This is a genomic window from Kocuria sp. (assembly GCF_030538595.1).
GTDB lineage: Bacteria > Actinomycetota > Actinomycetes > Actinomycetales > Micrococcaceae > Kocuria.
In genome coordinates this window covers 117,418-144,015 of record NZ_JAUNTS010000004.1, presented here as the reverse complement: position 1 = coordinate 144,015, position 26,598 = coordinate 117,418, and the positions used below count along the sequence as shown (strand labels likewise).

Genomic DNA, 26,598 nt, shown 5'->3' with positions numbered 1-26,598 from the left:
GGGCAGGCGGTCAAACTGCAGCGAGTTCATCGTCAACGTGACCGCCCCGGGCCACCTTTCGGCCAAAATAGATCAAGGGAAACGACGACGCCAGGAGCAGCAGCAGCGGAATGGTCCAACTCCCGGTCCAGCCGTGAATCATCCCAATGAGCAGCGGGCCGAATCCGGCCATGAGGTAACCCACCGGTTGGATGAATCCGGAGACCCGCGCTGTGACATGCGGGTCACGTGATCTGGCAGTGATCAGGGCCAATGCCGTGGGGAAGGCCAATGAGCCCAGCCCCAGGAGGAAGGCCCACACGAACGGCACGGTGTCAGGTGCCACAAGAAGCCCCGCGTAACCGGCCACCATGCACAGGCCCATGACTGTGATCCAGAAAGCCAACCTGGGTGAATGGGACACCAACCAGGACATGGCAAATCCACCGGGAACACCCAACACCGCGATCACCCCCACCAATGCTGAGGCATGACCAAGGCTCAGTCCCGCATCCCGGTAAATCTGGGCCATCCACCCGAACTGGATGTAGGCGTTGGTGGACTGCAAACCAAAAAACAACGCCAAGGCCATGGCCGTGGGTGATTTCCAGATTCGCACTGATGCCACGCTTTGACGCCCAGCGTGAGTCACGTGATGGCTGGACTGGGGAACGGCCTCCCGTTCCGCAGTGGTCAGCGGAGGTTCACTGGGTGTTTCTGCGCTTGCCTCTGTTGAATCCGACTGTGGTTTGGTTCGGCCCAGCTGCCCGCCGGAGCGAAGGAGCAGTACCAACCAGAGGGCGGCTGCCCCAACGGAAAGCCAGCCCCAAGATGCAAGAGCCAGCTGCCAACCGCCGGTCACAGCCAACAGGAAACCGGCCATCAAGAGCGGAGCGGCACCTCCCACTGCCAAACCGGTGGAGTACACACCAGCCAGAAAAGCCGGCCGGTCCCGGCCAAAAATCCTGATGACAGCAGGGACCAACACGTTGCCAATGGCCATCCCGGACAGCGCAATCGCGCTGAGCAAGATGAACAGCACACCCGACCCCAGGTAAGGGCGCAGCAGCAGGCATACTGCGGTGACCATCAGCCCAGCTCCGATGGAGGCCCCAATGCCCCATTTTTTGGACAGCGGAACAGCCAACACACCGGCAGCGGCAAACATGAACCCGGGAAGTGCCGTCAAAATCCCGGCGGAAAAGCTGGTGAGCTCAAGCCCCGCGCTGATCTCCGCAAGCACGGGCCCCACGGAGGTGGCTCCTGGCCGTAGCGTGATGGCTGCGGCCAAGATGGCTAGGGCTACAAGAGCAAGGGCCGGGCCGCGGGTTTTGGTCATTCAGCGATCGTAGCCGCAGGCTCAATGCCACCGCGCAGTGCTTGCCGTGCCGTGCTTGCCGGGCAGCACACTCGCGGACCGGTGAGCCAGGTTGGTCTCAGCTGCGTCCCTTGAAGATCTGGCCTGCCGTGATCCCTTCCTCCACCTTCTCCAAGGACAGTCCACGGGTCTCCGGCAGGAATCGGTAAAAGAACACCACGGCAATCACATTGAGGGCGGCAAAGCCGAAGAACGTAGGGGTCAAGCCAAGGCTGCGCACCATGGGCAGGAACACCAACGCCAGAGTTCCGTTCATGATCCACATGCAGAACACGGACACGCCCATGCCCACGGCGCGCATGTGAAGCGGGAAGATCTCGCTGAGCAAGACCCACGTGGCCACGTTCAGGAAAGTCTGCATGGAACCCACAAAGCCCACGATGAGAACCAGCAGCACATAGGGCCGCGCCGGGACGTCTTCCGGAATGAGCAGTGAAGCCGCAGCGATCAAAACGTGAAATGTGGCGGTGAGCGTATAACCCGTGAGGATGGTGGTCCGCCGGTTGATCTTCTCCATCATCCAGAGGGCTATGAAGGCACCAATCACAGCGATCACGCCGGGGGCAATGTTGGCCACCAGTGCAGCACTGCGGCTGAAGCCGGCTTCTCCCAACACAATCGTCCCGTAGTACATGATCGAGTTGATGCCGGTGAGCTGCTGGAACACAGCAATGGCAATGCCCACCACCAAGATCCGCAGCAGGTACTTGTTCTCCATCACACTGCGCAGACCAGTTGTTTGCACCGAGTGCTCCTGCTGGATCAAGCTCTGTATCTCAGCGATTTCAGCCTTGGCCCGCTCCGGTGAGCGAATGGTCATCAGGACAGCCAGTGCCTCCCGGTCTCTGCCTTTGACCATGAGCCATCGTGGGGACTCGGGCATCCGCAGCATTCCCACGAACAGGAACACCGCTGGGATGGCCGACATGACCAGCATGATGCGCCACACGCCCTCCCAGTGGCTCAGGGCACTGCCCAGCACCGCATTCATCACAAATGCAGCCAGCTGGCCCACCACGATCATGAGTTCGTTGCGCCCGGACAGGGAACCCCGGATTTCGTAGGGCGCCATCTCCGCCAGGAACACGGGCACCACCGCCGATGCCCCACCGACCGCCAACCCCAAGATCGCCCGTCCAGCCAGCAGAACAATCAAGTTGGGGGCAACAAAGCACAGGACGGCCCCCGCAAAGAACATGACAGCCAGTAGCAGCACGGTGCTGCGCCGTCCCCAGGCATCGGACAGTCTGCCGATGCCCAATGCCCCTGCGGCTGCCCCGAACAACAGGGTTGAGGTGACCAAGCTCTGAGCGCTTGTCTCCAAACCCAGTTCGGCAGCCATGGGCTCCAAGGCGCCGTTGATCACGCCTGTGTCGTAGCCAAAAAGTAATCCGCCCAAGGTGGCCACCATGGCCACAACGCCCAGCCGTTGGCTATGAGGGCCTTTGGTGAGCGGCGGCAACGGCACCTTGCTGACCTGGTTAGCACTACCGCTCACATCGGCTCCTTTGTCCACGCCCAGCGGACAGCTGAATCCGCGAGTTCGATAGTAGTCACCCCCTGCACCATCCACTCCCCAAAAAACACGCGAGCTCCCACGCTAAAACGTGGGAGCTCGCGGCTGGATGGGGAGTCGGTCGTTGGAGTGAGCGTTAACCACACCAGCGTCCGGTGCTCACATCACGATGCGCCGGGGTTACTTCCCCGCGAAAGCCTCTTCAATGGGCTGGTCGCCGTCGGTGTAATTCACGGTGCGCCCCACCGCGGCGTCGTTCTGGATGGCGGCCAGAATGGTGCGGGCCACGTTGGCTCGGGAGGTTGAGGAGTCGTCCACGGATTCACCGTCTGCCACCACGTGGATCTTGCCCGTGGGCTCGTCCAGAGTCAGCGTGCCCGGGCCCAGAATGGTCCACCGCAGGGAGGATTCCCGCAAGTGGGCGTCAGCCTCAGTCTTGGACTGGGCGTAGGCGTAGAAGGAGTTGTCCTCCGGGACACCGTGATCCGGCCCGGCGCCCAGGTAGGACACCATGATGTAGCGCCCCACTCCTGCCCGCTCTGCTGCGTCCATGCTGCGGATGGCAGCATCACGGTCCACCGCCCAGGTGCGCTGCGGATCGCCCCCACCGGCTCCTGCGGACCATACGACGACGTCGACCCCCTCAAATGCCCGTTCCAACTCATCGGTGGATGCGTACTGGACGTCAAGAACCACCGGAGTGGCGCCGGTTTGATCAATCTCCGCCGCATGTTCGGGGTTTCGGATCCAAGAGCTGACTTCTTCCCCGGCCTCCACCAACAGGGGCGCGGCCACTAGGGCAACCTTGCCGTGTCCGCCGATCAAAACTACGTTCGTCATGAGAGATCCTTTTCGGGTTGGACAGAGGGCACCACGCCACCACCGATGGGGTGCAAGACGCGGCACCACTGAGTTCCCCACTAGGCTCCCACTTGAGAAGACCTACCGTCAGCCCTGTTCACCTAGAGCTACACACGGGTCATGTGCCGTCACTGATGCACCGTAATCATGCTGCGGTCAGCCACAGGGTTTATTCTTTAGCATCAAAATCAGATCAGTTCTCGTGGAGCATCATGCGTCCCCCTAAGCCGTATTCCTGTTCTCGCTCGGTGGAGATCCCCCTGTCCCTCCAGGAGACGGGTCATTTCATGGAGGATGCACGGTCGTTCCTGGGGTTCTGGGCATCACCGGGAGGCAGAACTTCCTCCTCCACAGAACGTATTGCCCCGGGCACGGTCCTGGAGTATCCGCTGGCTCTGGGCCCCTTCACCCCGTCCTGGATTGCCGTGGTTTCCCAGTTCCGGCGCGAAGAAAAGATCGTGCTGCGCTCCACCCGCGGCCCCGTTGATGCCAGAACCACCGTGGCGTGGGAGCCCGTTCCGGGTGAACCCACCAGGACTCGGATCACCCTGAGTGTGGCCGGCCGCCCGGCGCGCCGTTGGAGCCGATTCCCCGGGCTGCTCAACACCGTGACGGAGCGGTATCTGGCTGCCACCGCACGGCGTCTGGTCAAACACGTGGAACGTCACCGGTAGCCAGAGCGCAGGCGCCACCCCCTGCCCCTGACTTGTCCCTGGCGGTACACTCAGCGCCGTGAGCGAAAACACCCGCAGTGACGCACAGTTGGAAGCCATCCGTACCGGTTACGCCTTTGACGGCGCCACGCTGAACCTGGGGGCCGCTGTGTCCGATGGCCAGCCGGTTCCCGCCGTGCAAGTGGGACTGCCATTGGCCACCATGAACCGCCACGGCCTGATTGCCGGGGCAACGGGCACCGGCAAGACCAAAACCCTCCAGATGATGGCAGAACAGCTCTCCGAGGCTGGCGTGCCCGTCTTCCTGGCAGACATGAAGGGAGATTTGTCCGGGATCGCAGTGGAGGGTCAGGCCAATCCCAAACTGGAAGAGCGCACCAAGGCCATCGGGCAGGACTGGCAGCCCAAATCCGCCCCCGTGGACTTTTTGACCCTTGGCGGCCAGGGCAAAGGCGCACCGATCCGCACCACGGTCACGGATTTTGGTCCGGTCCTCTTTGCCAAGGTCCTGGGCCTGAACCAGACCCAGGAATCGGCGCTGGGGTTGATTTTCCATTACGCAGATCAGGCGGGCCTGGCCCTGCTGGACCTCAAAGATCTACGGGAAGTCATCCTGTTCCTCACCTCGGATGAGGGCAAGGGCGAACTCAAGAACATTGGCGGGGTCTCATCCCAGACCGCTGGGGTGATTCTGCGCGAGCTGACCACCTTTGCCAACAACGGTGCGGACGTATTTTTTGGCGAACCTGAATTCGACACGGCAGATTTGCTCCGCATTTCCGACGACGGCCGCGGAGTCATCTCCAATCTTCAACTACCCGGTGTGGCCTCCCGCCCGGAGTTGTTTTCCACGTTTCTGATGTGGCTGCTGGCGGACCTGTTCCAAGACCTGCCTGAAGTGGGTGACGTTGACAAGCCCAAACTGGTGTTCTTCTTTGATGAGGCGCATCTGCTGTTCAAGGGCGCCAGCAAGGAGTTCCTGTCCTCCATTGAGCAGACCGTGCGATTGATCCGTTCCAAGGGCGTGGGAGTCTTTTTCATCACCCAAACGCCCAAAGATGTCCCGGGGGAGGTGCTGGGGCAGTTGGGCAACCGCGTTCAGCATGCTTTGCGCGCCTTCACCCCGGATGACGCCAAAGCCCTGAAGGCCACGGCACGGACCTACCCCTCTTCTGAGTACGATCTTGAACAGCTCCTGACACAGTTGGGCACCGGTGAGGCCGTGGTGACCGTGCTTTCGGAGACCGGTGCCCCCACACCGGTGGCGTGGACCCGCATGCGAGCACCGCAGTCACTGATGGACGTGGCCCCGGATGCCACGTTCGACGCCGTCATCTCCGCCTCTCCGTTGACACCCAAGTATGCGGAGGCCATCGACCGCGAATCGGCGTACGAAATCCTGCGGGGCCGCCTGGAGCAAGCTCCCCGGGAAACGGAGCAGACGCCCACGGCACAGCAAGCACCCCCTACCCCGCGTGAAACGTCCCGCCGCCAACCTTCTGGGGACACCGAGCAGTCCAGTGGCGGCGGCTTCTTGGACAACCCGGCCGTGCGCTCCATGATGCGTTCGGCAGGTACGGTTCTGGGCCGCGAGATCACCCGGTCGCTGTTCGGAACCGCGCGGCGTCGTCGTTGATCAGCTGCCGTGCCAGACCCAGCAACCCACGGTGCACTCAGGCGGTGACCTGCCCGTCCTGGACCCGGAAGCTCAACCGGACGCTCTGCAAGATGACTTCAGGAGCGCCGTCCATGGCGGCGCGGATCTCCAAGGTGTAGTCGCCATCGCCGCCCAGCTCAACGGTGGTGCGGTTGGAATCTGAATCCTTGCCGGATTCTCCATCGGGACCAACCATGCGCCAGGAGATTTCCGCTGAAGTGTTCTGAGCGGAGGGGGAAGCGTTGATGATCAACTCCCCGGCAGTTGCCTGTTCCACCACAACGGGCAGGGTTCGGGTGTGAGTTTCCGGGACTGCGGCCGTCATGCTGGTGTTGGCAATACTCATGTCCACCACACCGATCCCGGAGATCCATCCTTCGCTGTCCACGTCAAGCAGGGCGATGGTGTACTGGCCGTCTTCCAGCGCGGGGTGATTGGCCACGCCGGAATCCAAGCGCCCAGTGGCCACCCGGGCGGTGTCTGAGTCATCCACGATCACAACGTGACGTCCCGTACCCAGTTCCTCAATGGGGGTCTCCATTTCGGACGGATCCTTGGACTGTTCTGCGGATGGATCCACTTCCTCCAAGTAGGCCTCCGTGGTGGGGTCATTCTCCGGAGTGGCGGTACCGATCCGTCCAGACCCCACCCCACCGGCCGCCATGGTCAGGTCTTGCCCGGGGCCCTGGGCAACCTGGATTTGCAGGCTGGTTGGAGCGGAGGAGTTCATGCGGCCCGTGACGTCCGTTGCTTCTTCACCGGGTCGGCAGCCAGTGAGAACCAGCACGGCAACAGCTGCCACCACGGCACCGGTACGTCGTAGATAGGCAGGGGCTTTCACCTGAGATACCTCTTCCAGCAAAACTTGTGAACTCTTGCCATGGACCGCACACATCCTATGTTCCAGGTCAGGGGACGGGCGTGTCACCCCGGACAAAAGCGGCGAACTCCGGTGTGGCATCCAGGCACACACACTGCTCATGGGGCGTGCCCGGATACAGCAGCACCTGCACGTAAGCCACATCCGCCCCCGCAAGGACCGCAAACATGCTCCTGACAGTGTCCAAACCCTCCGGCTCCTGAGCCCAGGTCCACAGCCGAGCGGACAGCCGGGCTGCGGGCTGGGAAGGCACGGAGAGCTCAACCCGGGACTGCACACCCTCCGGACCAGACACCGGCCTGATCATCAGCCCTTTGCCCTGATTGTCCAGAGCCATGGCCAGCCCCCGCAGCAAAGCCATCAGCTCAGATGATGCTTCCCGCAAAACCGCATCCACGGCAGTCTGCCAGCTCTCCTTGGTGGTCACCCAGCGCTTGAAAAGCCCTCTGCGATCCTGGATGTCGAACCACAGCGCATAATCGCCCTGCTCGATCGGCAGGTACCCCACGGCAAGATCATTTCCACTGGCGTCATGGGAAGACTCAATGCTCTCCAATGCCGAGGTGAGGCAACGCTGAAAGACCTCACGAACACCGGCAAAGGACCGTTGCAGTAGCTCATCCTGGACGCCCACCAGCTCCCCGGCACAGTTACGCATCTGGATACGTGCACGCCAAGCACTGGCGCTACCCACATTCGGGAACCTCATTGACTGCCCTGACAATGAGCCCATGCAGGACCACCCCCTGATCCTCAAGCCCCCAGACCCGCAACACTTCACAGCGTTCCGGGCAATTTCTCTCCTTGAAGGCGGAGACTACCTGCAAACGCATGAACAAGTAGTTCAGAATGTGAAGTTCCCGAGCATGAGAGAGAGCCGCCTACCACTCAGGGGTCAAGTGGCAAGCGGCTCTCTTCTGTCCCCCTCCTGCAACAAGGCTCTTGATGACGACGCACCACCACCGTCATCGTTGCCACAGGAAGCTCAGCAGGTCCGAACCCTCCAGTCGGAGCTGCCGTCCTCTCTTCGAGGTAGCTACTACTTAACCGTGCCTGCCTGGCATCCGGCTGAAACGGGGTTGGTATTTAACCCAAGAAGACCTCAACGTTTCCTGTACGCGGCAGCTCATGACGCTGGATGTGTTGAGCACCACGCCATACGCCGCTCCGGTGCATCACATCGAGCCAAGACCGGCAGAATTTCATGCAGAAGTCGGCAACTTAACGCACCTCTTGACTAATTTTTGGCGCGAAAGCGACCGCAGGGCCCTCCCTCGTGTACCGTCAGATGTAGTTGTTGTAGTAACCCCCGCCATTGCGGGACCCCGCCGTTCGCGGCCGACTGTCCACCGGGACCTAGTCGTGAGGAGCACAACGACGGCAATCGGTCGCCGAAGGTCGGCGCCCGTTACCGTTCCGGAAGGATCGACCAGCAATAATGCAGACCGGCACTGTCAAGTGGTTCAACGCCGACAAGGGCTTCGGCTTCATCAGCCCCGATGACTCTCAGCAGGACGTTTTCGCACACTTCTCCGCCATCAACGGCAATGGCTACCGCTCCCTGGAGGAGAACCAGCGCGTGGAGTTCGAGGTCCAGGAAGGCCCCAAGGGTCTCCAGGCTGCGAACATCACCGTCATCGACTGAGACTAGTTCCAGTCTTCCAATCGGGCTCGGCATCCTTTCGGATGCCGAGCCCGATTGCCATGTACGGACCGACGTGTACGAGCAGGGACGTTCGGGGCGGTACCTGTTCCCGTTCTCCCGCTCATCGGAGCCTCAACGCGGCCCACGATCGCTCCTGACCCACGTTCACTTCCCATCCAGCTGTCGGCTTCCCACAAATGCGCCGAACTCCCACGTTGCGGGCGGTGAACTCGCGGTCAGATGGGAAGTCGGCGGAAAGGGGGCCGAGGGCGGGGACGGGTTCAGTATTCGCCACTCACCGGCGATGGCCGTATGTTGGAATCAATGGGTGTTGCCCCCAGCACACCTTGTGATGACTTCTGATCAAACGGGCAAGGAGAGGATCATGCCGCACAACCCGATCCCCGGACATGACCAGCACCAACAAGCCAATCCGAACAGCGGGCTCCAGAACACCGTCCACAAGGAACACCAGTCCAGCGATGACTCCAGTCCCCTTGATGTGAACGCCCCGGACAGCGCTGGGCAGGATTCACACGCCAGCGCCCAGCAAGAGCACACTAAGGACCGCGGTGCCAGCTACGCGGGTGCCGCCGAGGTTTCCCAGACCTCCCGCGACCCCGACGGCGGCGCACCGGTCAAGGGCAATGATTGGAACCGCCCGGCTGGCTCCAATCCACCCCGTCGTGACCAGTCGGCCAACCACTGGACCGAGGACGATCGCGTTGGTTTGGTGGTTGCCGGCGCCGTGGTGGCCCTGGTGCTCCTGGCAGCATGGGCGGCACACCGCAATGACTGAGCCACACCTGTAACAGGCTCGGTCCCACACCACACACGACGACGGCCGGGTGAACCTTGGATTCAAGGTTCACCCGGCCGTCGTCGTCGTTTGAGAATGCTCAGAGCAAGGGACGCAGCGGCGCCAACGCAGCCTCACCGACCCATGCCAGCGGGTGGCGGGCCTGCCATTCATCCAACGTCAGGCGATGGGCGTTGGAGCTGTCCACCTCAAAGACTCGTTCCATGACAGCGGCAAGGTCATTGTCAATGATCTCCAAGTTGACCTCGTAGTTGAAGGACAGGGAGAGTCGGTCAATGTTTGCGGTGCCAACCGTGGACCACACGCCGTCAATGGTGGCGGTCTTGGCGTGAATCATGGCGTCCTTGTAGAGCAGCAGGGTGACCCCGGCTTTGAGCAAGGTGACGTAGAACCCGCGGGAGCCCCAGTCGGCCAGAACGTGGTTGGAGTCCATGGGAACCAGGATGCGCACATCCACACCACGCTCCTGTGCCCGGATGAGGGCATCCAAGATCTGGTGATCCGGGATGAAGTACGGGGTGGAAATGTAAATGTGGTCCTTGGCGCGGTCGATGGCCTGCAGATACATACCGCGGATGGGGTAAACACGGCGCATGGGCAAGTTGGACCAGCAGCGCACCCGAGAATCCCATTCGGGCGGATCCATGCGCGGAATCTTGTCCTCACGTGCGGCAACGGTATTCCACACAGTCACAAACGACTGCCGCAGCACCCAAGAATCCGGGCCGCGGACCCGCAGGTGGGTGTCCCGCCATTCGGTGGCGTAGGTGGAGCCCAGGTTGTAACCGCCGATGTAGGCCACCTGGTCATCCACAATCAGCAGCTTGCGGTGCGTGAACCCGGAGGCGCGGATGGGAGTGATGAGCAGCCGAGGCCGGAACACCGGGAACCGGTAAACGTGAACGTCCTTGTGAAATTGGTAGAACTTGTCCGGCACCACAAGGTTTCCAAAACCGTCGTACACCACACGCACATCCACACCGCGTTCGGAGGCTCGGTTGACGGCGTCCAAGAACTTCTGACCGTATTCATCCCCCTTCCAGATGAAGGACTCCAGAAAAACGGTCTGCGCAGCGTTGTCGATCTGTTCGAGCATGTCATCGAACAAGTCCGCACCGAAGGTGAAGACATCAACATCCGAGTTGGCAACGTCCGTGCCGTAGTGCCCCGGCTTGGGAAAGCCTGCACGCACTTTACGACTCTTTTTGGTCAGGGCGTCGTAGCCAACCAGCCCACCAATGGTGGCCGCCTGGATTCCGACAAGACCCACGGCGGTGCGCACCAGCGCCTTGCGGACAAATTGACGCAGCGGTGAATTCTCCTGAGCGGCCATGACCTCAGCTTACTGGACCGGCGGATACATGTACGGGGCGGGGACTGGCTTTTCCCAGGTCCTGGCGGCCGCCACAATCCAGGCGATGTTCACGCCGATGAACAGCAGCGCCAAAATGACCAGCAGCATGGCAAGGACGGGACCGTACATGGTCACCCCGATCAAGCCGATCAGAGCCGCCAAGATCCCGAGTCCGGCCAGCACAAAACCCACAATTCGGCCCCAGTTCTTGCCGTAAGTGATGGGAATCAACACCAAGACGTAGAGGCCCATGAAGAACACCATGGTCAGCACGGCACCCAAAAGAAAGCCCACGGCGTTGGCACCGGACACGCTGGAGGCAGCTATCCAACCATCCGCCAGCGGCACAATCCGCATGATCGTATACAGGGCCGCTGAGATCAGCAGAAGCAAATAAACGGGTTTGGTGACCAGATGCACCAGAGCAAAATCCCGTGCTTTGGCCGGCGCATCATGGGGGTTGTACCACTGTGCATACTGCTGAGGAATCGGATAGGGAGTCACCCCGGGGTACGGACCGGCCTGCGCTCCGGGGTATGGACCGGGCTGTGCGCCAGAATAGGTGCCCGGTTGCACTCCGGGGTAGGCGCCGGGTTGTGCACCAGGTTGGGCATCGGAAGATGCACCAGTGTGCGCACCGGCTTGAATGCCTGGCTGCCCCTGGTCGTACCCCTGCGGCTGAGGCGTCGGCTGGCCCTCCGCAGCATGGGGCTGCGATTGCTGTTGCCACTGCTCACTCTGGTGAGGGTTCTCCTGCTGGTGAGGTTGCTCGGGGTTCTGGGACATTGGTTGCCTATCGTGCTCGTCGTTCGGATCTTGGCGTGTGGAGGGTCTGTTGGGCTCTGGATCAGCGTCCGCGAACAGCAGCCACAATCCACACCACATTCACGGCGATGAAAGCCACCACACCCAGGGCAACAACAATTCCGAAGGCGCCATAAAAGAGAATGTTGAACATGCCGAACAAGGCAGCAGCGGAGCCAAGGCAGGCCAGCACAATGCCGGTCACGCGGGCCCAGTTCTTACCCTGCCGCAGGAAGGCATTGATCAAGGCATAGAGCCCCAGAACCACAGCCCACATCAAAAGGTTGGTCACTCCCACCGCAGGCTCAGGAGTCATCGTGACCCCGGACTCACCCATCAGCTCATTGACGGCGGATGTCACGTTTGTTTGGTAAGTCTCCGTGGTGCGGGCAATCACGTGCAGGAGGTTCATCACCAGGTAAGCACCGGCCGAGATCAACAGCCACGTGCTGAGTTTCTTGGAATTGAACTGACCATCGCTGGAACCACGGGGGGACTGCGGAACGGGGAACTGAGACACGAATGGTCCTCTTTTCAAGCGTCAGGAGAGTTGGTCGCGGCCGCGAAACCACAACACCACAGGTTTGGTGAAGGCCACGCTAAGCCACAACAGATTCACAGCCATAAAAACGATGGCAAGGATTACAGCAAAGTGCCCGTAAATCCCCGGGGCTGAGGCAGTGGCCGACCACGGCAGCACCCGCCAGACATTCCAGAGCAGGAACGCCACAGTCAGCGTCAAACCGCTCCACCGCCCCCAATCACTGCCGGACAAGAGCCCAAACAGGACGACGACGAACAGGCTGGTGATCAACAGGCCCAGAACCACGTTGCCCAGGGTGGATGCCAGCAGAGAGTTACGCAGAGCGTCGTCGTGCATGAGATCAGCGGGAACTCCCGCCAAGCTGTATTGCTCCCGTAAAGCATCCAGCATGGGGGCGCTGCGAAGTGCTGCGATGCTGGCAATCGAACCGGCTACGTGCAGGAACAGTGACAGCACCGTGAGACCCACCAACGCATTGACCAACCGTGGTCGGATGGCCCTGTTGATGGGTGTACTGCTGGGCATGCCCCCGCCCGGGACGCATGAATCATGCGTCCCGGGCGGAAACGGGGTTCGTTCAGTCAATGACGTACAGGCTCAGGCGCGGCGTGCCATCCAGGTGGCAATGCTGCGGTTGAAGGCCAAGATCAGCCAGTAGACGTTGACAACCACCAGCAGCAGCGTGATCAGCACCGAACCGATACCCAGCGCTCCGCTGGCTCCGACAATTGCCAAAGAGCTAATGAGGTTCCAGGCGAAGAACAGCGTGGCCACAATGGCCACCACGATGCCCAAAATGCGCGCCCAGTTCCAGCGCTTTTTGATCCCCAGCAAAACCAAGGCGTAGACCACGAGGCCGAGCACGGCGGCGATCGCAAAGACGACAGCACCGCCGATCTGGCTGGCGGCCACCATGTCATCCATGCTCATACCCTGGGGAAGAGCCTGGCCGCTGTCCTCGAACTGCTGACGGAAGAGGTCCCTGGCCTCCGGCTGGAACAGGGCAATGATGCCAATCACGATGAACAGCAGGAACAGCAGCAATGACCCCACGGTCGCTTGGGACCAGCGCTTGATCCGGGGCGGCTCGGTCATCTCGAAGTTCTGGTTGGGGTCATAGCCGGCAGTGCCGTACTTGTTCCCTGCCTGCGCGTATTGCGGGTTCTGGGAGTAGTCAGGGTTCTGTGGTGCGTTTGTCATGGAAACTGCCCTCCTTGAGGTGATGTGTTCGGGGTTGGGGACGGAATCAAATGGATGTTGCGGGGTGGCTCAGAGGCTTCCGATCATTCGTAGCGCAGCGCCTCAATGGGGTCCTTGCGAGCCGCACGCGCAGCCGGCAGGGTGCCCGCGATGAAGGCAATCAACATGATCAGGAGAACAATGCCCACCAGCTGAAGTGGTGCAATGCCGTAGAGCGTCAGACCGGCCACATTGGCCAAAGCTCCACCTTCACCTGTCAGCGTGGCATTGGCCACGGTGCCGACCAGCACGCCGGCACCCACACCAATCAGCGAACCGATCAGACCGATCAGCACAGCCTCGGAGGAGAACAGACCGAAGATCTTGCCCGGGGACATGCCCAAGGACTTCATCAGACCGATCTCACGGGTGCGTTCCTGCACGGACATCAGCAGGGTGTTCACAATGCCGAAGGCCGCGGCCAGCAAAGCTATAAGCGCAAAGCCATTCAGCACCCAGGTCACGGTGTTGATGATGCCGCGGATCACGCCAATTTGGTCCTCGACCGTCATGCCCACCAAACCGTCGTCGGAAAGCTGGTTCTTGACCGAAGTCTGCTGGTCCACGTTCGGCACTGTGGCCACAGCCATGGCAAAGCCCTGACTTTGCACTGCCTCCTCCGGGAGGCCTTGGTTCTGATAGTCGTACAGATCATTGTTGAAAGAAATTGACGGTGTGGGCTGGGAACCTTGGCCTGACAGCATGATCTCCGTGACACCGGAAATGGTGGCATCAAAATCTTGCTGCTCACCCACCGCATCGGTCATCCCAATCTTGACGGAGCCACCGACTGCGTCATCTGCGTTGTTGTAACCCAGCGCGTCCAGCCACGTGGAGGGGACGGTGACTTCGTCCTGCCCGTCCTCCGGAGCCTGTCCGGCTGCGTACTCCAGACTTCCGGCGTCGGTGGGGAAACCCAGGGAGGCGATGTACTTGTCACCGTTCTCAGCCTCAAGATAAGTGGGTGATACGGCGACCACCGGCTCCACTGAATCCACACCGTCAATGCCACGGATGGTCTCAATGTCACTTTCGTTGAGCATCTGCATCCCAAAGCTGCCCTCCCGCGCACCTTGGGCTTGCTCGGGATCATACGATTGGGGTCCGGAATCCGACTGCTGCGAAGTCTGTTGCGAAGATTTCTGCACGTAGATCTGATCCACGCTGCCAAAACCCTGCAGCAAGCGATCAATGTAGTTGTTGATGCCCACACCCAGACCGGAGGTCAAGGTCAAGGTGAAAGCACCAATGAAAATGGCGATCACCGTCAGGATGGTGCGGGCTTTGGAGCGCATGGTGTTGCCAAGGGCGGTGGTGACAACATCTGTGGATTTCATCGGGTGCCCTCCTCACGGTGCTTGGGGCCGTCGTCGGTGCTGAGGTTGGCCCTGGACCAGGGCTCGGTGGCGGTGTAGGTGGGCGCCTGAACAGCATTGGTCTGCGCGGGTTGCGCCTGAGCCTGGGCTTCAGCGGTGTCCAGACGGCCTTCCTCAATGGAGATGATTTCGCCATCTTTGAGATAGATGCGGCGGTCGCACTTGGCAGCAAGGTCGTCGTCGTGAGTGACGATCACCAAGGTGATGCCGCGTTCGCGCTGCAGGCCGAACAAGATGTCCTCCACCACGTCAGAGGTGTTAGAGTCCAGGTTGCCCGTGGGCTCATCCGCAAAAATCACGGACGGGTTGGTCACCAGAGCACGGGCAATGCAGGCGCGCTGCTTCTGACCACCGGACAGGTCTGTTGCCTTGTTACGGGCCTTGTCCGCCATTTCCAGGCGCTCCAGGGCCTCCATGCCGCGTTCATTGCGTTCACGCTTGGGCAGACCCGCAATTTTCAGCGGCAGCACCACGTTTTCCAGAACGGTCTGATTGGGGTTCAGGAAGAACTGCTGGAAGACAAACCCAAAGCTCTCATTACGCAGCTTGTGGATGTCCTTGTTCTTCAATTCGGACACGGGGCGGCCTTCAAGGGCCACAATCCCCTGGGATGGCCGGTCCAACAGCGCCATGAGGTGCATGAGCGTGGACTTTCCCGATCCGGACTTGCCAACTATTGCCACAGATTCACCGCGCTTGATCTCCAAGGTCAATCCTTTGAGCGCGTCAAATCTGTTTTCGCCTCGGCCATACACTTTGACCAGGTTCTCGGTCTCAAGGACAGGCGGTTCCATCGCCTTCGCCTCCTGCGGTTGTTACGTACGCTGAGCCTGCGCACCAATGAACGAACACTTCCATAGTCTCCAACCTTGTGGCCGCACACATCCACCGAGAGGATGAACCGCCGCACTTAACGCCATGTTTCGTGGCGGAGAGTTCCGACTTAGGGATGAACTGGGAGGACGTGGTAGACGATCACCTAAGCTGAGCGCGTGAGCCGACCCCGCCGCAGCTTGGCTTCAGCCAGGACAAACTCAAAGCATCAGAGGCTGCGAACACGTCTCAGTGTTGTGGTGAGCAGCGGATTTCCAGCGGGCACCATTGCTCGGGATGCCCTGATCGCCGCGGGGCTGGCCGAATACACCGTGGTGGTTTTGGGGCCGCAGGGAGCACACCGGGGAGACGGGCAAGCGCTGGAGGGTTCGACGTCGCACTCTGCCACTGGCGGGTCTCCGGCAGGCCGACCTCCCACAGGCCGGTCTCCCACTGGCCAAGCTCCCGCGGGACGCTCTCCCCGGGAGCTGTATGTGGCAGCACAGCAGGCCCGGGAGCTGGCCTCCTCCTGCGCCCACCCGCGAGCGGTGCTGATTCCGGGACCGATGGACCCGATTCCCGGTCGGTGGGTGGAGCAGATAGTGCGAGTCACCCCCATGTACGCACGACAAACCGATCTGTCCGCCGTAGCTGCCGCGGTGGGGCGACCGCGTAACCACGTGCGGCGGGAGCTGGAGAGCACCGACCCCTACGTTCTGGCCAATCTGCTGCGAGCGCGCCGCGCAGTGCTGGTTGAGGGGCCCACGGACCGGGCGGTTTTTGAGGTGCTGCTGCAGCGTTCGGGGCTGAACTTCACGGTGGTGGCCGCACACGGCAAGGTTCAGTTGGCGGCTTTACGCAGTTTGGCGGCGCAGTTGGGGGTGGCCACCTATGTGATTTTCGACGGCGACGCCGGGCCGCTTCCAGCCGCGCCTTCCACAGCCCACCGTGTGCGCCAGACCCGGCGGACACAAACGCTGGCCCTGACCACCGCCCTGCCTTGCTCCCAGGAACAAGCTGACTGGAGCTGCGGTGACCCGGGGAGCATCGGGCCGTTCTGGTGTGCGTGGGAGGAGAGTCTGGAAACCGAACTGAGCACCTGGCCCTCCTTCATGGCCGCTTTGGAGGCGACGGGGGTTGCACTGGCGGACAAGAACCACGGTGCGTTGCGCGCTGCGGCTCAGGAAGCCGACCTCCACGATCTGCCCGAATCGTTCGGCACTTTGATTCAGACTCTGCGAAAGTCGCGCATCCATCAGATGTGAGTCCGGCCACATAAACCCGCAAAATTCTAGTCGTGTCCGCATCCATCCGTCCGCTTTTGCAGGGTCATTCGGCGGCGGATGCTGGATCAATGGCGCACGTGACAGGCGTTGGCCATAACCTACGGGACATGACCGTACTCCCCCACGTTGTTGTGGATGTCTTTGCGCCCTCTCCGTTCCAGGGCAGCCCCATTGCAGTGGTCCTGGATGCCGATGCACTCAGCACGGAGGACATGTCCACCATTGCCAAGTGGTCGGCCTTCACGGAGGTGGCTTTTGTGCTCGCTGCCTCCGATTCCACTGCGGATTACCGCGTGCGATTTTTCAGCCCCACCACGGAGGTCAGGTTTGCCGGGTTGTCCACGCTGGCCGCCTGCCGGGCGTGGCTGGACCACGGCCATGAACCCCGCTCCCCAGGCCAGGTGATTCAGGAATGTGCTGCGGGTACCGTGCAGATTTCTGTAGAGGAGGACAGTCATCTGCAGTTCACCGCACCACCCCTCTACGACCGCGGCGGACCGGATGAGCTGACAGTGGAAATGGCCCGGGAAGTTCTGGGCCTGGAAGCTGGGGACATCAAGGCCACCACCTGGCTGGACAATGGCCCAGGCTTTTTGGGCCTGCTGATCGCAGATGCAGACACGGTCATCAGCATGGATCCCAACATCAACGAACTCGGTCAACTGTGCGTTGGTGTGATGGGTGCCTACCCGGATGGCGGCCCGGCAGATTTTGAGATGCGCTCCTTTGCTCCGTCCCTGGGAGTGAATGAATATCCCGCGGCAGCGGCCCTCAGCGCCAGTTTTGCCACGTGGCTGGTCCCGCAGGAGATTGCGCCCGCTTCCTACACGGTTTCCCAGGGCACCGTTTTGGGTCGATCAGCCAAGGTGCACGTTCACACCCGGGGAGCTGAGATCTGGGTTGGGGGCCCCGTGACCTCCCGGGTGCAGGGCCAAGTCACCGTGGGAGTCACGGTCTGACCCGGTCCTGCACCAGCGCGGCCCGTTCATCAGCTCAGAACGGGTACTGGGGAATCTCCGCCGCCACGGTGACCCACTGGGTTTCGGTGAAGGCCTCAATGTTGGCCTCAGCACCACCGAATCGGGAGCCCGTGCCGGAGGCGCCGACTCCACCAAATGGAGCTTGGGCCTGATCCGCCACGGTCATCTCATTGATGTGCACCTTGCCCGAATGCACGCGGTCGGCCACCTTCATGGCTTCCCCCACCGGTCCGATGACGGACACGGAGAGCCCATAATCGGAGGCATTGACCATTTCCACGGCCTCGTCCACGGAGCCTACGGCGAGCACGGGAGCCACCGGGCCAAAGATTTCGTCCTTCCACGCAGGCATGTCAGGGCTGAGGTCGGTCAAGACCGTTGGCCGGTAGAACAGTCCGTCATGGGTGGCCCCAGCTCTGACTGAACCGCCTGCCATCACGGTCTCCTGGACAATCGAGTCCACATTCTTGAGCTGCTTCTCATCAATGATGGGCCCCAGATGCACGGGACCGGCGGAGGGGTCACCCACCACCAGGTTCTCGGCTCGTTCGCTGAGTTTTGCCACGTAGTCGTCGTAAACATCCTGGTGGACCACGTGACGCCCCGTGGTCATGCAGATCTGGCCCTGATGGAAGAACGAACCCATGGCCCCGGCCGATGCCGCCAAGTCCAGATCTGCCCCCGGCAGCACGACGACGGCGTTGTTGCCTCCCAGTTCGAGATGCGTCCGCTTCAGGTGTTTGGCACCTTCCGCCCCCACAATCCGCCCTGCAGCGGTGGAACCGGTGAAAGAGATGATTCGCACTGCCTCTGCGGCCACGGCAGCGGCACCAACATCTCCACCGCCGGGCAAAACCTGGAGAACCCCCTCCGGGAGTCCAGCTTCCTCAAATACCCGCGCCAGCAGGAAACCACCCGTGACGGTGGTGCGAGGATCTGGTTTCAGCAGCACGCTGTTACCCAGAGCCAAAGCGGGGGCCACTGACCGGATGGAGAGGATCAACGGAAAGTTGAACGGGGAAATCACCGTGACCACACCGGCCGGACGGCGGCGCGCCAAGGACCAATGCGGGGAATCTGAGGACAACCACTGACCCTGCGGGTGGGTGGGAAGAGCCGCAGCCTCAAAGCATTCGGCGGCACCGTTGTGGACCTCCAGACCCGCTTTGGGAGTGATCCCACCGGTTTCACGCACGATCCAATCGGAGATCTCCTCCGCGTTGTCCTCGATGATCTGGCCTGCGCGGCGCAGCACAGCTGCTCGTTCCGATGGTGGAATTTGAGCCCATTGCCTCTGTGCAGCGGCAGCACGTTCTGCCGCGTCATGCACCTGATCAGGCGTCACGGTACCCAGGGTGGTGAGCAGCTCATCATTGGCGGGATTGCGAACGGGAAGGGGATCACCACCGCCGTCGTTCCACTGACCGGTGAAAACCTTGTGCTCAAAAATGGACGTGTCCAGAAGTCCCACGTTCGCTCCTTTGCGCTCGGGTGACCGCAGGCCGGCAGGCCCGCGGAATACTGCCGGGTGCGCGGAGAGGACAACCGGCTGGGACCTGAATCGTATGTGATCCAGGTCCCAGCCGGTCTCATGCACTGGAGGACAGGGCGGGTCTCAGTCCGCGCTGACTACCTCCTGATCCTCGGAAGCCACCCGATTGGAGGTACGCAGCTTGGTTTCCGGCACAAAGAGCATCAGGACTGCACCGATCACCACAAAGGGAACCAGCCAGATGTAAATGGGGATCAGGGCATCGTTGTACGCACCCACCACAATGCTCTGAATCTGCTCCGGCAAGGTGTGCACCAGCTCCGGGGTGAAGCCGGCAGAGGCATCCGTGCCACCTGCACTGGCCATGGCGCCGGCGGGCATCCGGTCGTCCAGCAGGTCCATCAACCGGGAAGCGAACAGGCTGCCCACCACAGCGGAACCCAAGGTGGCTCCCACCTGGCGGAAGAAGTTGTTACCGGCAGTGGCTGTTCCCACCATGACGGGCGAAAACACGTTCTGCACAATCAACACCAGAATCTGCATGGTCATACCCAAGCCCAAGCCCAAAACACCCAGGGCAAGGCACACCCGCCACACGGGCAGGTCCACGGACAGCTGGCCCAACATGACCAGGGCAACACCAATGATCACCATGCCAACCACCGGGAAGAACTTGTAACGCCCGGTCCTGGAAACAATCTGCCCGGACACAATGGAGGTGATCAGCATGGCGCCCATCATGGGGATCATCAGAAGACCGGATTCCGTGGCGGTGGCCCCGTGCACCATCTGCAGATACGTGGGCATGTAGCCCAGGGCACCGAACATGGCAATTCCCATGAACAACCCTGCGGACATGGTCAACACAAAACTGCGGTTGCGGAACAGGCTCAGCGGCAGGACCGGCTGGGCCGCCTTGCGTTCGATCAGCACAAACACCACGGAGAGCACCACTACCGCGCCGAACAGGGACAGAATCTGCCATGAGTTCCAGTCGAACTCACTGCCGCCCCACGTGGCAGCCAGAATCAAGGCAACCGTGGCGGCACCCAAGGTGATCATGCCGGCAAAATCCACCTTCACCTTGTTCTCCGGGCGGGGAAGTTTCAGCAGGAAGGCAAAGAGCCCAAATGCCAACAAGCCCAAGGGGATGTTGATCCAGAAGGCCCAGCGCCATCCGGGGCCGGTGGTCAACCAACCACCCAGCAACGGCCCGGCCACGGAGGCCAGCGCGAACACGCCACCAATCAGGCCCATGTACCGCCCACGGTCACGCGGGGGAACAATGTCTGCAATCACGGTCTGGGACAGAATCATCAAACCGCCGCCACCAAGACCCTGGATCACACGGCCCGTGATCATCCAGTCAATGTTGGTGGCCAGCCCGCTGACGGTGGAGCCCGCCATGAAGAGCGCAATGGCCACCAACAGCACTGGCTTGCGCCCCACCTGGTCACCGATCTTCCCGTACACGGGCATCATCACGGTGGAGGCCAAGATGTAGCCGGTGATCACCCACTGCATCTGATGCACGCCATCAAGGTCTCCCACAATGGTGGGCAGCGCCGTGGAGAAGATGGTCTGGTCCAGCGCGGAGAGCAGCATGGCCACCATCAGGCCCAGGAAGATGGGCAAAAGGCGCTGATTGTTGTGTTCCGCTGCGGGGCGTTTGCCAGGTTCCCAACCCACCACGCTAATCGAGCCCGTGGATGCCCCCACCACGGTGGTGGGGGCTGTTTCCGGGTGTGGAGTGGGGGGCGTGTTCTGTGTTGTGCTCATGACAAGTCCGTTCTGTTCAAAAAGTGATAAGTGTCCACAGCCCGTTGGAAGTCCTGGGGCGTGGGGTCCTGTCCGGGCACGTGTTCCGGCCCGGTCCAGGCGAACCGCAGAATGCTGCCGGCCACCAGAACCAGGAGGCGGACCCGTTCGGAGGTGGGAACGTCGTCGTTTTCCTGCAACTCCGTGTCCCCGGTCTCTGCCAGCCGAGCCAGCAGAGCCTGGCGAACCAAATCCTCCGTGCGATGCAGAGACTGTTTGTGCAGCCCCATGAGCTGCGGATGCTCCGCCAGGAGCCGATGCCGCATGGAATGTTGAGTGGGAGGACGCGCCGAACGCACCACCTGATCCAAAAGGTCCACCACCTGGGAGAGCAGGTCCGGACCCGGTTTCAGCTGCGCCACCACGCTTTCCGGGACCACGGGGTCCTTCAACCCCAGCACAGCGTGATCCTTGGACGGGAAATAGTTGAAGAAGGTCCGCGGGGAGATCCCCACGGCTTGGGCGATCTCCTCCACCTTCACCGCATCCAGTCCGCGGTCCAGCACAGCTTGTGCCGCGTGCTGGTGGATGGACTCCCAGGTTTCTACCTTCTTGCGTTCTCGCAAACTCATTTCTTGCACGCGTGCAATGTTTGCACTCCGGCATTTTTTGCACAACTGCAATTTGAGAGATCTACGCCACGTCCGCGCCTACCCTGGAGGCATGCGTCTTGCCACCATTGGAACCAGTGCCATCACCCTCAGCCTGTTGACGGCCAGCAATCACGTCACGGGAGTTGAACACGGGGCGGTTGTCTCCCGGGATGCCCAACGCGGGCGCGACTTTGCCCAGCAGGCAGCCGCAATCACGGCAACGACGCCGCACGTGGTGACGGACCTGGGGGAGGTTGCAGCCAGCGGGGGGATCGACGCCGTCTACGTCGCCAGCCCCAACGCGGTGCACCACCGGCAGGTCCGCGAACTCCTGGAGGGCGGCAAACACGTGCTGGTGGAAAAGTCAGCCACCTCCAACCGCGCGCAGTTCGCGGACCTGCTCACGGTGGCCCAGCAACACGGGGTGGTGCTCATGGAGGCCATGCGATCCGTCCACGACCCCGGATTCACCAAGATCAAGCACCTGCTGCCCAACTTGGGCGCACTGCGCCGGGCCGAGTTCCGGTTGTGCCAATACTCCAGCCGATATCAGCGCTTTCTGGATGGGGAAACTCCGGCCATCTTTGACCCGAACCTCTCCGCTGGTGCCTTGATGGACATTGGCACGTACTGCGCCCATCCCGCCGCAGCACTGTGGGGTGAACCGGCACGCGTTCACGCGGAGGCCACCATCCTGCGCTCGGGGGCCGACGGCGCCGGGACCGTTGTGTGCGGCTACGACTCTCCTACTGGGCTGGCGGTGAGTCTGCACTATTCCAAGATCACCACCTCACGGTTGCCCAGCACCATCGAGGGCGAACTGGCCACATTGGAAATCGACTCCATCACCACACCGCGCCACCTGAGCGTGATCGGCACGGACGGCAGCCATGAGGACATCACGGTGGATGGACTGGGTGGTGGATCATCTGCCCCGGAGAACATGAGCTACGAACTGGCGGAGTTCACCCGCCTGGCCTCAGCGCAGGAGGAGCAACGCGATCATCAAGCACTCCACCGGCACCAGCAAGCCACCCTGGACACACTGGCCATCCTGGATCGGACGCGGCAAATTCTGGGTGTTCATTTCCCGGATGATCCCTGGTCCGTCAACGGCCTGTGACACGAACCTGCTCACTGCGAGCACAGTTCAGATTCACCACTAGACAGATCTGTCTATTTTGGGGTTGGATGGGGGTGTTCGTCGTCGTCACCCCGTGAGGAATCTGCCATGCCACCACGCACCCCAGCCCGCGAGCGCATCCTGAGCGCGGCCGCGCGCTGCTTTTACGCACACGGCATTGCGGCCACGGGAATCGACACCGTGATTGCGGAAGCCGGAGTGGCCAAGATGAGCCTTTACAACAACTTTGCCAACAAGTCCGCCCTGGTGGAGGGGTACATTGACGCCCGCCACCAGGAGTGGATGGACCTGCACCGTCTACGGGCTGCGGATGCCCACTCACCGCAGGAGCGGGTGCTGGCCGTGTTCGATGCTTATCTGGATCATGCACAGGGCGCTTACCAGAACGGTTTTCGCGGTTGCGGTTTGCTCAATGCTGCGGGGGAACTGCCGGTGGGTGATCCGGCTCGGGCAGCAGTGGCCAGGCACAAAGCTGAAGTGCAGGCCATCGTGATCACCGCGCTGCGTGAGCTGGTGGATGAAACCAGCGCCACCCAGCTCACGGAGCATCTGGCTTTTCTACTGGAAGGCTCCATGTCCCTTGCGGGGCTGGAGGGCTCCCCAGATCGAATCCTGCACGCCCGGACCTTGGCGCAGGCCCTACTGAATGGGTTACAGCGTTGAGCCGCACAGCGCCCGGCACCACTCCGGGCATCTTGGCCGTTGGGGCCACTTCCATCCTGTGGGGCACCACCGGCACCGCTGCCACCTTTGCCCCGGAGGTCAGTCCAGTGGCCATCGGGGCGGTTGCCATGGGGATTGGCGGGTTGCTGCAAGCGGCCATTGCATGGCGGTCAATTCGGCGAGACAGGCCGTTGTTACGCACCCATGCCTGGCTGATGCTGCTGGGGGCCTGCGCCGTGGTGGTCTATCCATTGGCGTTTTACAGCTCCATGCACCTGGCCGGGGTGGCCATTGGCACTGTGGTCTCCCTGGCCAGCGCCCCGTTGGCCTCCGGCCTGCTGGAACGCATCCTTGACGGCCGCAAGTTGGGCATCTGGTGGATGGTGGCCGCCACCCTGGGCATCCTGGGTGGGGCCCTGTTGTGCCTGGCCAAAACGGCCCAGCCGGAGGCCTCCGCCCTGGAGACTTTGGCTGGAATTGGCTTGGGACTGGTGGCCGGTACCAGCTACGCCATGTATTCCTGGGTGGTGCATCGCCTTCTGGAAGCAGGAGTGTCCCGCGGCGCCGCCATGGGCTGCGTTTTCGGCACCGGCGGTCTCCTGCTGCTGCCCGTCCTGCTGGCAACCGGGGCACCGCTGCTGGCCTCACCCGGCAACTTTGCAGTGGGTGCCTACATGGCGCTGGTCCCCATGTTCTTGGGCTATGTGCTGTTCGGCATTGGCCTCACCCGCATTCGCCCCAGCACGGCCACCACCATCACCCTGAGCGAACCCGCCGTGGCAGCGCTTTTGGCCGTCCTGGTGGTGGGCGAACAACTCTCCTCCACCGGATGGGCTGGCCTGAGTGTTTTGGGAATTGCCCTGGTCATCTTGGCTCTTGCCCCGGACACTCCCCCGGCACCCCCTCTGGCACGCACCCCCAACTCTCAGGAGTCAGAGGTTCTGGACACCACCGCGAATTCCTCCACCACCACCGAAGTTGAATCATTCAGCACAAAGTCTGGACCCAATTCAGCCCGCAGCTGCTCAGAACCCCAAAAGGTCTGATGAGCCGCCCGCCATTGCTCCACCGTCTGGAATCCCTCACCTTCGGCCACCGCGTGGGCCAGGGAAACGGAACCCAGGGGTATCACCTCGACCGCTCTGAACTGGATCACGCACACCACCTGACCGGATGAATCCACCACGGCACTGCACTCCCCCACCTGCGGCAACGCCTCCCCCGCAGCAAGGTGCTGCTGCAACAGCGAACTGGTGGTGGTTTTGGTGCCGTCCAGAATGGCCGCAACCAAGGCATCACGCAACGGTCCGGGGAAGGCGAATTCAGCCAGTGGCAGCTCAGACATCGCCCCAGCGTACCGACCAGCTGCCCGATTCACGCCGCAGGGCCAGCGCGGAGAGGCAAGAAGGACGACGAAAATGCCAAGATCATCCCGTGACACATTTTCAGTTTTCCCAGGTGGACGTATTCTCCGCCGATCCTCACCGCGGCAACCCCGTGGCGGTGGTGCACCATGCTGATGCCTTGACGCAGGAGCAGATGCAGCGCTTTGCCCAGTGGACCAACCTCTCCGAGACCACTTTCCTACTAGCGCCCACGGAACCTGGCGCTGACTACCGGGTACGTATTTTCACCCCGGATGAAGAACTGCCCTTTGCCGGCCATCCAACGCTGGGCTCAGCCCGCGCCTGGTTGGCTGTCGGCGGTTCCCCGCACACTGCGGGTCGGCCGGTTCAGCAGTGTGCGGCGGGCCTGATCACCGTGACCGCAGACGACGACGGTGGGCTCGCCTTTGCTGCCCCACCCCTGCTCCGCGCAGGTGAAGTGGCTTCCGAGACCCTGGCCACAGTGTGCGATGCCCTGGGGCTGGCCCCGGGTCAGATTCAAGCCGCCAACTGGGTGGACAATGGCCCAGGATGGATGGGGCTGGTGCTCACAGATGCCCAAACGGTGCTCGGGTGCACCCCGGATCCTGGAGCTTTTGCGCAGCATGATCTGCGGGTGGGCCTGCTGGGTGCCCACTCAACTCAGGGGCAGACAGCTACGGGTGAACAGCCTGCCGACGTGGAGGTCCGCGCGTTGATTTCCATGGGCGGGACCGTGCGGGAAGACCCCGTGACGGGGAGTTTGAACGCGGGATTTGCCTCCTGGTTGATCCCGGCAGGACTGGCACCGGAGAACTACGTTGCAGCCCAGGGCACGGTAATGGGCCGCTCAGGCAGGGTGCAGGTCCACCACGATGGCCAAGACATTTGGGTGGGTGGCCAGTCCCGCGTGCTGATCCAGGGGACCGTGGAGTTTTAGTGTGCTGGACCACCGACCGCGCGCAGTTCCAAGGGATTCATCTCCACATGCCCGTGGAGTTCAGTTCCACAGGTCCGTGGAGTTCAGTTCCACGGGGACACTGCGCGCCCCAGAACGGCTTGTTCATGCTGGAGCAGTCGGCTCCGATGACGGTCTGATCCAGAAGCTTCCCCCGTGGACCCATCCGCCCGGGTGACACGGTGCACCGGGAGGAACAGGGAGACAGGAATGTCCCGGCACGCCGTTCCCACGGCACGGGCTGCTCGCGGAGAGCCGGCCAGTGCAGCAACCTCCCCGTACGTGGCTGTCTGCCCGAACGGAATCTCCTGAATCACCCGGTAGATCTCCAACCGAAAACCGTGCTGCCCGGTCAAATCAGGGGCCACGTCAAAATCTTGGCGGTGGCCATCAAACCACTGCTCCACCTGACTGCGCAGTTCGGCCAGGCTGGCTGCCCCCGGCTGCGGGTAGGAGCCCAGGTCTTGTGCGGACGCCTCCAACACGTGCACTTGCTCAAAGGACTCATCCAGGTGCACCTCATGGGGCGAACCCAGTGCGGCTCCTGAGTTTGCTGCTGCCGTTGGGTCTGTTCGCTTGCGCCCCGGCTCCAGACCCACAGCTCGTCGGGTCTCCTGAACCACCGCCTGCGTGGACCAAAATTCCGTGCGATAGATCCCGCGAGCTGTGGTCACCACCAGCAGATCACCCAGCGGTGTATCCATCCAGGTCCAGGCGGGGTGCGAAGGCAGGTGCATGACTCAATGGTCACACGGCACGG

Annotated in this window: 26 protein-coding genes and 1 pseudogene; 10 read left to right on the top strand and 17 right to left on the bottom strand. The window is 61.9% G+C overall.

The genetic code is table 11. The annotated features are described in order from the left end of the window. Positions 1-10: 10 nt before the first annotated feature. The 3 genes from Q4G32_RS05365 to Q4G32_RS05355 all read right to left on the bottom strand — a co-directional run bounded on the left by Q4G32_RS05365 (position 11) and on the right by Q4G32_RS05355 (position 3,713). Positions 11-1,318 (bottom strand): MFS transporter, encoded by a 1,308-nt coding sequence (locus Q4G32_RS05365; RefSeq protein ID WP_303349801.1) that lies wholly within the window; start codon positions 1,316-1,318, stop codon positions 11-13. 97 nt (positions 1,319-1,415) lie between these two features. After that, the gene (locus tag Q4G32_RS05360) at positions 1,416-2,855 is read right to left on the bottom strand and encodes a sugar porter family MFS transporter (RefSeq protein WP_303349800.1); all 1,440 of its coding nucleotides are present in this window, start codon (positions 2,853-2,855) and stop codon (positions 1,416-1,418) included. A gap of 198 nt (positions 2,856-3,053) precedes the next feature. Further along, complete coding sequence (locus Q4G32_RS05355) at positions 3,054-3,713, bottom strand: SDR family oxidoreductase (RefSeq protein WP_303349799.1); 660 nt, start codon at positions 3,711-3,713, stop codon at positions 3,054-3,056. A 233-nt stretch (positions 3,714-3,946) separates the two neighbouring features. On the opposite strand from Q4G32_RS05355, the gene Q4G32_RS05350 reads away from it, so the two are divergent. After that, positions 3,947-4,408, top strand: a complete 462-nt coding sequence (locus tag Q4G32_RS05350; protein WP_303349797.1) for a hypothetical protein — start codon at positions 3,947-3,949, stop codon at positions 4,406-4,408. A 58-nt stretch (positions 4,409-4,466) separates the two neighbouring features. Beyond that, complete coding sequence (locus Q4G32_RS05345; RefSeq protein ID WP_303349795.1) at positions 4,467-6,044, top strand: helicase HerA-like domain-containing protein; 1,578 nt, start codon at positions 4,467-4,469, stop codon at positions 6,042-6,044. A 37-nt stretch (positions 6,045-6,081) separates the two neighbouring features. On the opposite strand, the gene Q4G32_RS05340 is transcribed toward Q4G32_RS05345, so the two are convergent. Continuing rightward, the gene (locus Q4G32_RS05340) at positions 6,082-6,906 is read right to left on the bottom strand and encodes a hypothetical protein (protein ID WP_303349794.1); all 825 of its coding nucleotides are present in this window, start codon (positions 6,904-6,906) and stop codon (positions 6,082-6,084) included. Positions 6,907-6,973: 67 nt separating this feature from the next. Next, on the bottom strand, positions 6,974-7,639 hold the full coding sequence (locus tag Q4G32_RS05335) for a hypothetical protein (RefSeq protein ID WP_303349792.1): 666 nt from the start codon (positions 7,637-7,639) through the stop codon (positions 6,974-6,976). A 744-nt stretch (positions 7,640-8,383) separates the two neighbouring features. Between Q4G32_RS05335 and Q4G32_RS05330 the strand changes: the two genes are divergently transcribed. Both Q4G32_RS05330 and Q4G32_RS05325 read left to right on the top strand, forming a co-directional pair. Beyond that, entirely contained in the window at positions 8,384-8,590 is a 207-nt protein-coding gene (locus tag Q4G32_RS05330; RefSeq protein WP_047691429.1) for a cold-shock protein, read from the top strand. A gap of 385 nt (positions 8,591-8,975) precedes the next feature. Next, positions 8,976-9,389 carry a hypothetical protein gene (locus Q4G32_RS05325; RefSeq protein WP_303349789.1) on the top strand — a complete coding sequence of 138 codons (414 nt, stop codon included), beginning with the start codon at positions 8,976-8,978 and terminating at the stop codon, positions 9,387-9,389. 100 nt (positions 9,390-9,489) lie between these two features. Here Q4G32_RS05325 and Q4G32_RS05320 read toward each other — a convergent pair whose 3' ends face one another. The 7 genes from Q4G32_RS05320 to Q4G32_RS05290 form a co-directional block, all read right to left on the bottom strand. Further along, positions 9,490-10,743: a phospholipase D-like domain-containing protein gene (locus Q4G32_RS05320; protein WP_303349786.1), complete on the bottom strand. Its 1,254-nt coding sequence runs from the start codon at positions 10,741-10,743 to the stop codon at positions 9,490-9,492. 9 nt (positions 10,744-10,752) lie between these two features. Further along, positions 10,753-11,550 carry a hypothetical protein gene (locus Q4G32_RS05315; protein WP_303349784.1) on the bottom strand — a complete coding sequence of 266 codons (798 nt, stop codon included), beginning with the start codon at positions 11,548-11,550 and terminating at the stop codon, positions 10,753-10,755. A gap of 61 nt (positions 11,551-11,611) precedes the next feature. Then, positions 11,612-12,088 (bottom strand): hypothetical protein, encoded by a 477-nt coding sequence (locus tag Q4G32_RS05310; RefSeq protein WP_303349783.1) that lies wholly within the window; start codon positions 12,086-12,088, stop codon positions 11,612-11,614. A 21-nt stretch (positions 12,089-12,109) separates the two neighbouring features. After that, complete coding sequence (locus Q4G32_RS05305; protein WP_303349781.1) at positions 12,110-12,637, bottom strand: hypothetical protein; 528 nt, start codon at positions 12,635-12,637, stop codon at positions 12,110-12,112. Positions 12,638-12,709: 72 nt separating this feature from the next. Continuing rightward, positions 12,710-13,312, bottom strand: a complete 603-nt coding sequence (locus Q4G32_RS05300) for a hypothetical protein (RefSeq protein WP_303349780.1) — start codon at positions 13,310-13,312, stop codon at positions 12,710-12,712. An 83-nt stretch (positions 13,313-13,395) separates the two neighbouring features. Beyond that, positions 13,396-14,688 carry an ABC transporter permease gene (locus tag Q4G32_RS05295; protein ID WP_303349779.1) on the bottom strand — a complete coding sequence of 431 codons (1,293 nt, stop codon included), beginning with the start codon at positions 14,686-14,688 and terminating at the stop codon, positions 13,396-13,398. Then, a complete protein-coding gene (locus Q4G32_RS05290; protein WP_303349777.1) occupies positions 14,685-15,521 on the bottom strand; it encodes an ABC transporter ATP-binding protein in 837 nt (278 codons plus the stop codon). Before Q4G32_RS05290 ends, Q4G32_RS05295 begins: the two co-directional genes overlap by 4 nt. A 279-nt stretch (positions 15,522-15,800) precedes the next feature. Here Q4G32_RS05290 and Q4G32_RS05285 point away from each other — a divergent pair, with 279 nt between their 5' ends. Next, on the top strand, positions 15,801-16,805 hold the full coding sequence (locus tag Q4G32_RS05285) for a TOPRIM nucleotidyl transferase/hydrolase domain-containing protein (RefSeq protein ID WP_303349775.1): 1,005 nt from the start codon (positions 15,801-15,803) through the stop codon (positions 16,803-16,805). A gap of 128 nt (positions 16,806-16,933) precedes the next feature. Next, entirely contained in the window at positions 16,934-17,785 is an 852-nt protein-coding gene (locus tag Q4G32_RS05280) for a PhzF family phenazine biosynthesis protein (RefSeq protein WP_303349773.1), read from the top strand. 34 nt (positions 17,786-17,819) lie between these two features. On the opposite strand, the gene Q4G32_RS05275 is transcribed toward Q4G32_RS05280, so the two are convergent. The 3 genes from Q4G32_RS05275 to Q4G32_RS05265 form a co-directional block, all read right to left on the bottom strand. Next, positions 17,820-19,277 (bottom strand): aldehyde dehydrogenase family protein, encoded by a 1,458-nt coding sequence (locus tag Q4G32_RS05275; protein ID WP_303349772.1) that lies wholly within the window; start codon positions 19,275-19,277, stop codon positions 17,820-17,822. Positions 19,278-19,421: 144 nt separating this feature from the next. Beyond that, positions 19,422-21,077: an MDR family MFS transporter gene (locus Q4G32_RS05270; protein ID WP_303349770.1), complete on the bottom strand. Its 1,656-nt coding sequence runs from the start codon at positions 21,075-21,077 to the stop codon at positions 19,422-19,424. Next, positions 21,074-21,688 carry a TetR/AcrR family transcriptional regulator gene (locus Q4G32_RS05265; protein ID WP_303349768.1) on the bottom strand — a complete coding sequence of 205 codons (615 nt, stop codon included), beginning with the start codon at positions 21,686-21,688 and terminating at the stop codon, positions 21,074-21,076. The genes Q4G32_RS05270 and Q4G32_RS05265 overlap by 4 nt, the downstream gene beginning before the upstream one ends. A gap of 91 nt (positions 21,689-21,779) precedes the next feature. Here Q4G32_RS05265 and Q4G32_RS05260 point away from each other — a divergent pair, with 91 nt between their 5' ends. The 3 genes from Q4G32_RS05260 (at position 21,780) to Q4G32_RS05250 (ending at position 24,562) form a co-directional block, all read left to right on the top strand. Further along, positions 21,780-22,832: a Gfo/Idh/MocA family protein gene (locus Q4G32_RS05260; protein ID WP_303349766.1), complete on the top strand. Its 1,053-nt coding sequence runs from the start codon at positions 21,780-21,782 to the stop codon at positions 22,830-22,832. A gap of 108 nt (positions 22,833-22,940) precedes the next feature. Further along, a complete protein-coding gene (locus Q4G32_RS05255) occupies positions 22,941-23,516 on the top strand; it encodes a TetR/AcrR family transcriptional regulator (RefSeq protein WP_303349765.1) in 576 nt (191 codons plus the stop codon). Continuing rightward, the gene (locus Q4G32_RS05250; protein ID WP_303349763.1) at positions 23,513-24,562 is read left to right on the top strand and encodes a DMT family transporter; all 1,050 of its coding nucleotides are present in this window, start codon (positions 23,513-23,515) and stop codon (positions 24,560-24,562) included. The genes Q4G32_RS05255 and Q4G32_RS05250 overlap by 4 nt, the downstream gene beginning before the upstream one ends. Here the strand turns inward: Q4G32_RS05250 and Q4G32_RS05245 are convergent. Beyond that, a pseudogene (locus Q4G32_RS05245) lies at positions 24,523-24,861 on the bottom strand (ASCH domain-containing protein); the annotation flags it as partial. The gene Q4G32_RS05250 and the pseudogene Q4G32_RS05245 overlap by 40 nt on opposite strands. 89 nt (positions 24,862-24,950) lie before the next feature. On the opposite strand from Q4G32_RS05245, the gene Q4G32_RS05240 reads away from it, so the two are divergent. Continuing rightward, a complete protein-coding gene (locus Q4G32_RS05240) occupies positions 24,951-25,820 on the top strand; it encodes a PhzF family phenazine biosynthesis protein (RefSeq protein ID WP_303349761.1) in 870 nt (289 codons plus the stop codon). An 83-nt stretch (positions 25,821-25,903) separates the two neighbouring features. Here the strand turns inward: Q4G32_RS05240 and Q4G32_RS05235 are convergent, their stop codons facing one another. After that, entirely contained in the window at positions 25,904-26,575 is a 672-nt protein-coding gene (locus tag Q4G32_RS05235) for a methylated-DNA--[protein]-cysteine S-methyltransferase (protein WP_303349759.1), read from the bottom strand. Between the last annotated feature and the right edge of the window lie 23 nt (positions 26,576-26,598).

Coding starts and splice junctions, on each gene's coding strand:
- Q4G32_RS05235 (WP_303349759.1), bottom strand. CDS start 26,575: ATGCACCTGCCTTCGCACCCCGCCTGGACCTGGATGGATACACCGCTG.
- Q4G32_RS05300 (WP_303349780.1), bottom strand. CDS start 13,312: ATGACAAACGCACCACAGAACCCTGACTACTCCCAGAACCCGCAATAC.
- Q4G32_RS05270 (WP_303349770.1), bottom strand. CDS start 21,077: ATGAGCACAACACAGAACACGCCCCCCACTCCACACCCGGAAACAGCC.
- Q4G32_RS05260 (WP_303349766.1), top strand. CDS start 21,780: ATGCGTCTTGCCACCATTGGAACCAGTGCCATCACCCTCAGCCTGTTG.
- Q4G32_RS05325 (WP_303349789.1), top strand. CDS start 8,976: ATGCCGCACAACCCGATCCCCGGACATGACCAGCACCAACAAGCCAAT.
- Q4G32_RS05355 (WP_303349799.1), bottom strand. CDS start 3,713: ATGACGAACGTAGTTTTGATCGGCGGACACGGCAAGGTTGCCCTAGTG.
- Q4G32_RS05350 (WP_303349797.1), top strand. CDS start 3,947: ATGCGTCCCCCTAAGCCGTATTCCTGTTCTCGCTCGGTGGAGATCCCC.
- Q4G32_RS05280 (WP_303349773.1), top strand. CDS start 16,934: ATGACCGTACTCCCCCACGTTGTTGTGGATGTCTTTGCGCCCTCTCCG.
- Q4G32_RS05320 (WP_303349786.1), bottom strand. CDS start 10,743: ATGGCCGCTCAGGAGAATTCACCGCTGCGTCAATTTGTCCGCAAGGCG.
- Q4G32_RS05315 (WP_303349784.1), bottom strand. CDS start 11,550: ATGTCCCAGAACCCCGAGCAACCTCACCAGCAGGAGAACCCTCACCAG.
- Q4G32_RS05290 (WP_303349777.1), bottom strand. CDS start 15,521: ATGGAACCGCCTGTCCTTGAGACCGAGAACCTGGTCAAAGTGTATGGC.
- Q4G32_RS05305 (WP_303349781.1), bottom strand. CDS start 12,637: ATGCCCAGCAGTACACCCATCAACAGGGCCATCCGACCACGGTTGGTC.
- Q4G32_RS05255 (WP_303349765.1), top strand. CDS start 22,941: ATGCCACCACGCACCCCAGCCCGCGAGCGCATCCTGAGCGCGGCCGCG.
- Q4G32_RS05295 (WP_303349779.1), bottom strand. CDS start 14,688: ATGAAATCCACAGATGTTGTCACCACCGCCCTTGGCAACACCATGCGC.
- Q4G32_RS05330 (WP_047691429.1), top strand. CDS start 8,384: ATGCAGACCGGCACTGTCAAGTGGTTCAACGCCGACAAGGGCTTCGGC.
- Q4G32_RS05265 (WP_303349768.1), bottom strand. CDS start 21,688: ATGAGTTTGCGAGAACGCAAGAAGGTAGAAACCTGGGAGTCCATCCAC.
- Q4G32_RS05365 (WP_303349801.1), bottom strand. CDS start 1,318: ATGACCAAAACCCGCGGCCCGGCCCTTGCTCTTGTAGCCCTAGCCATC.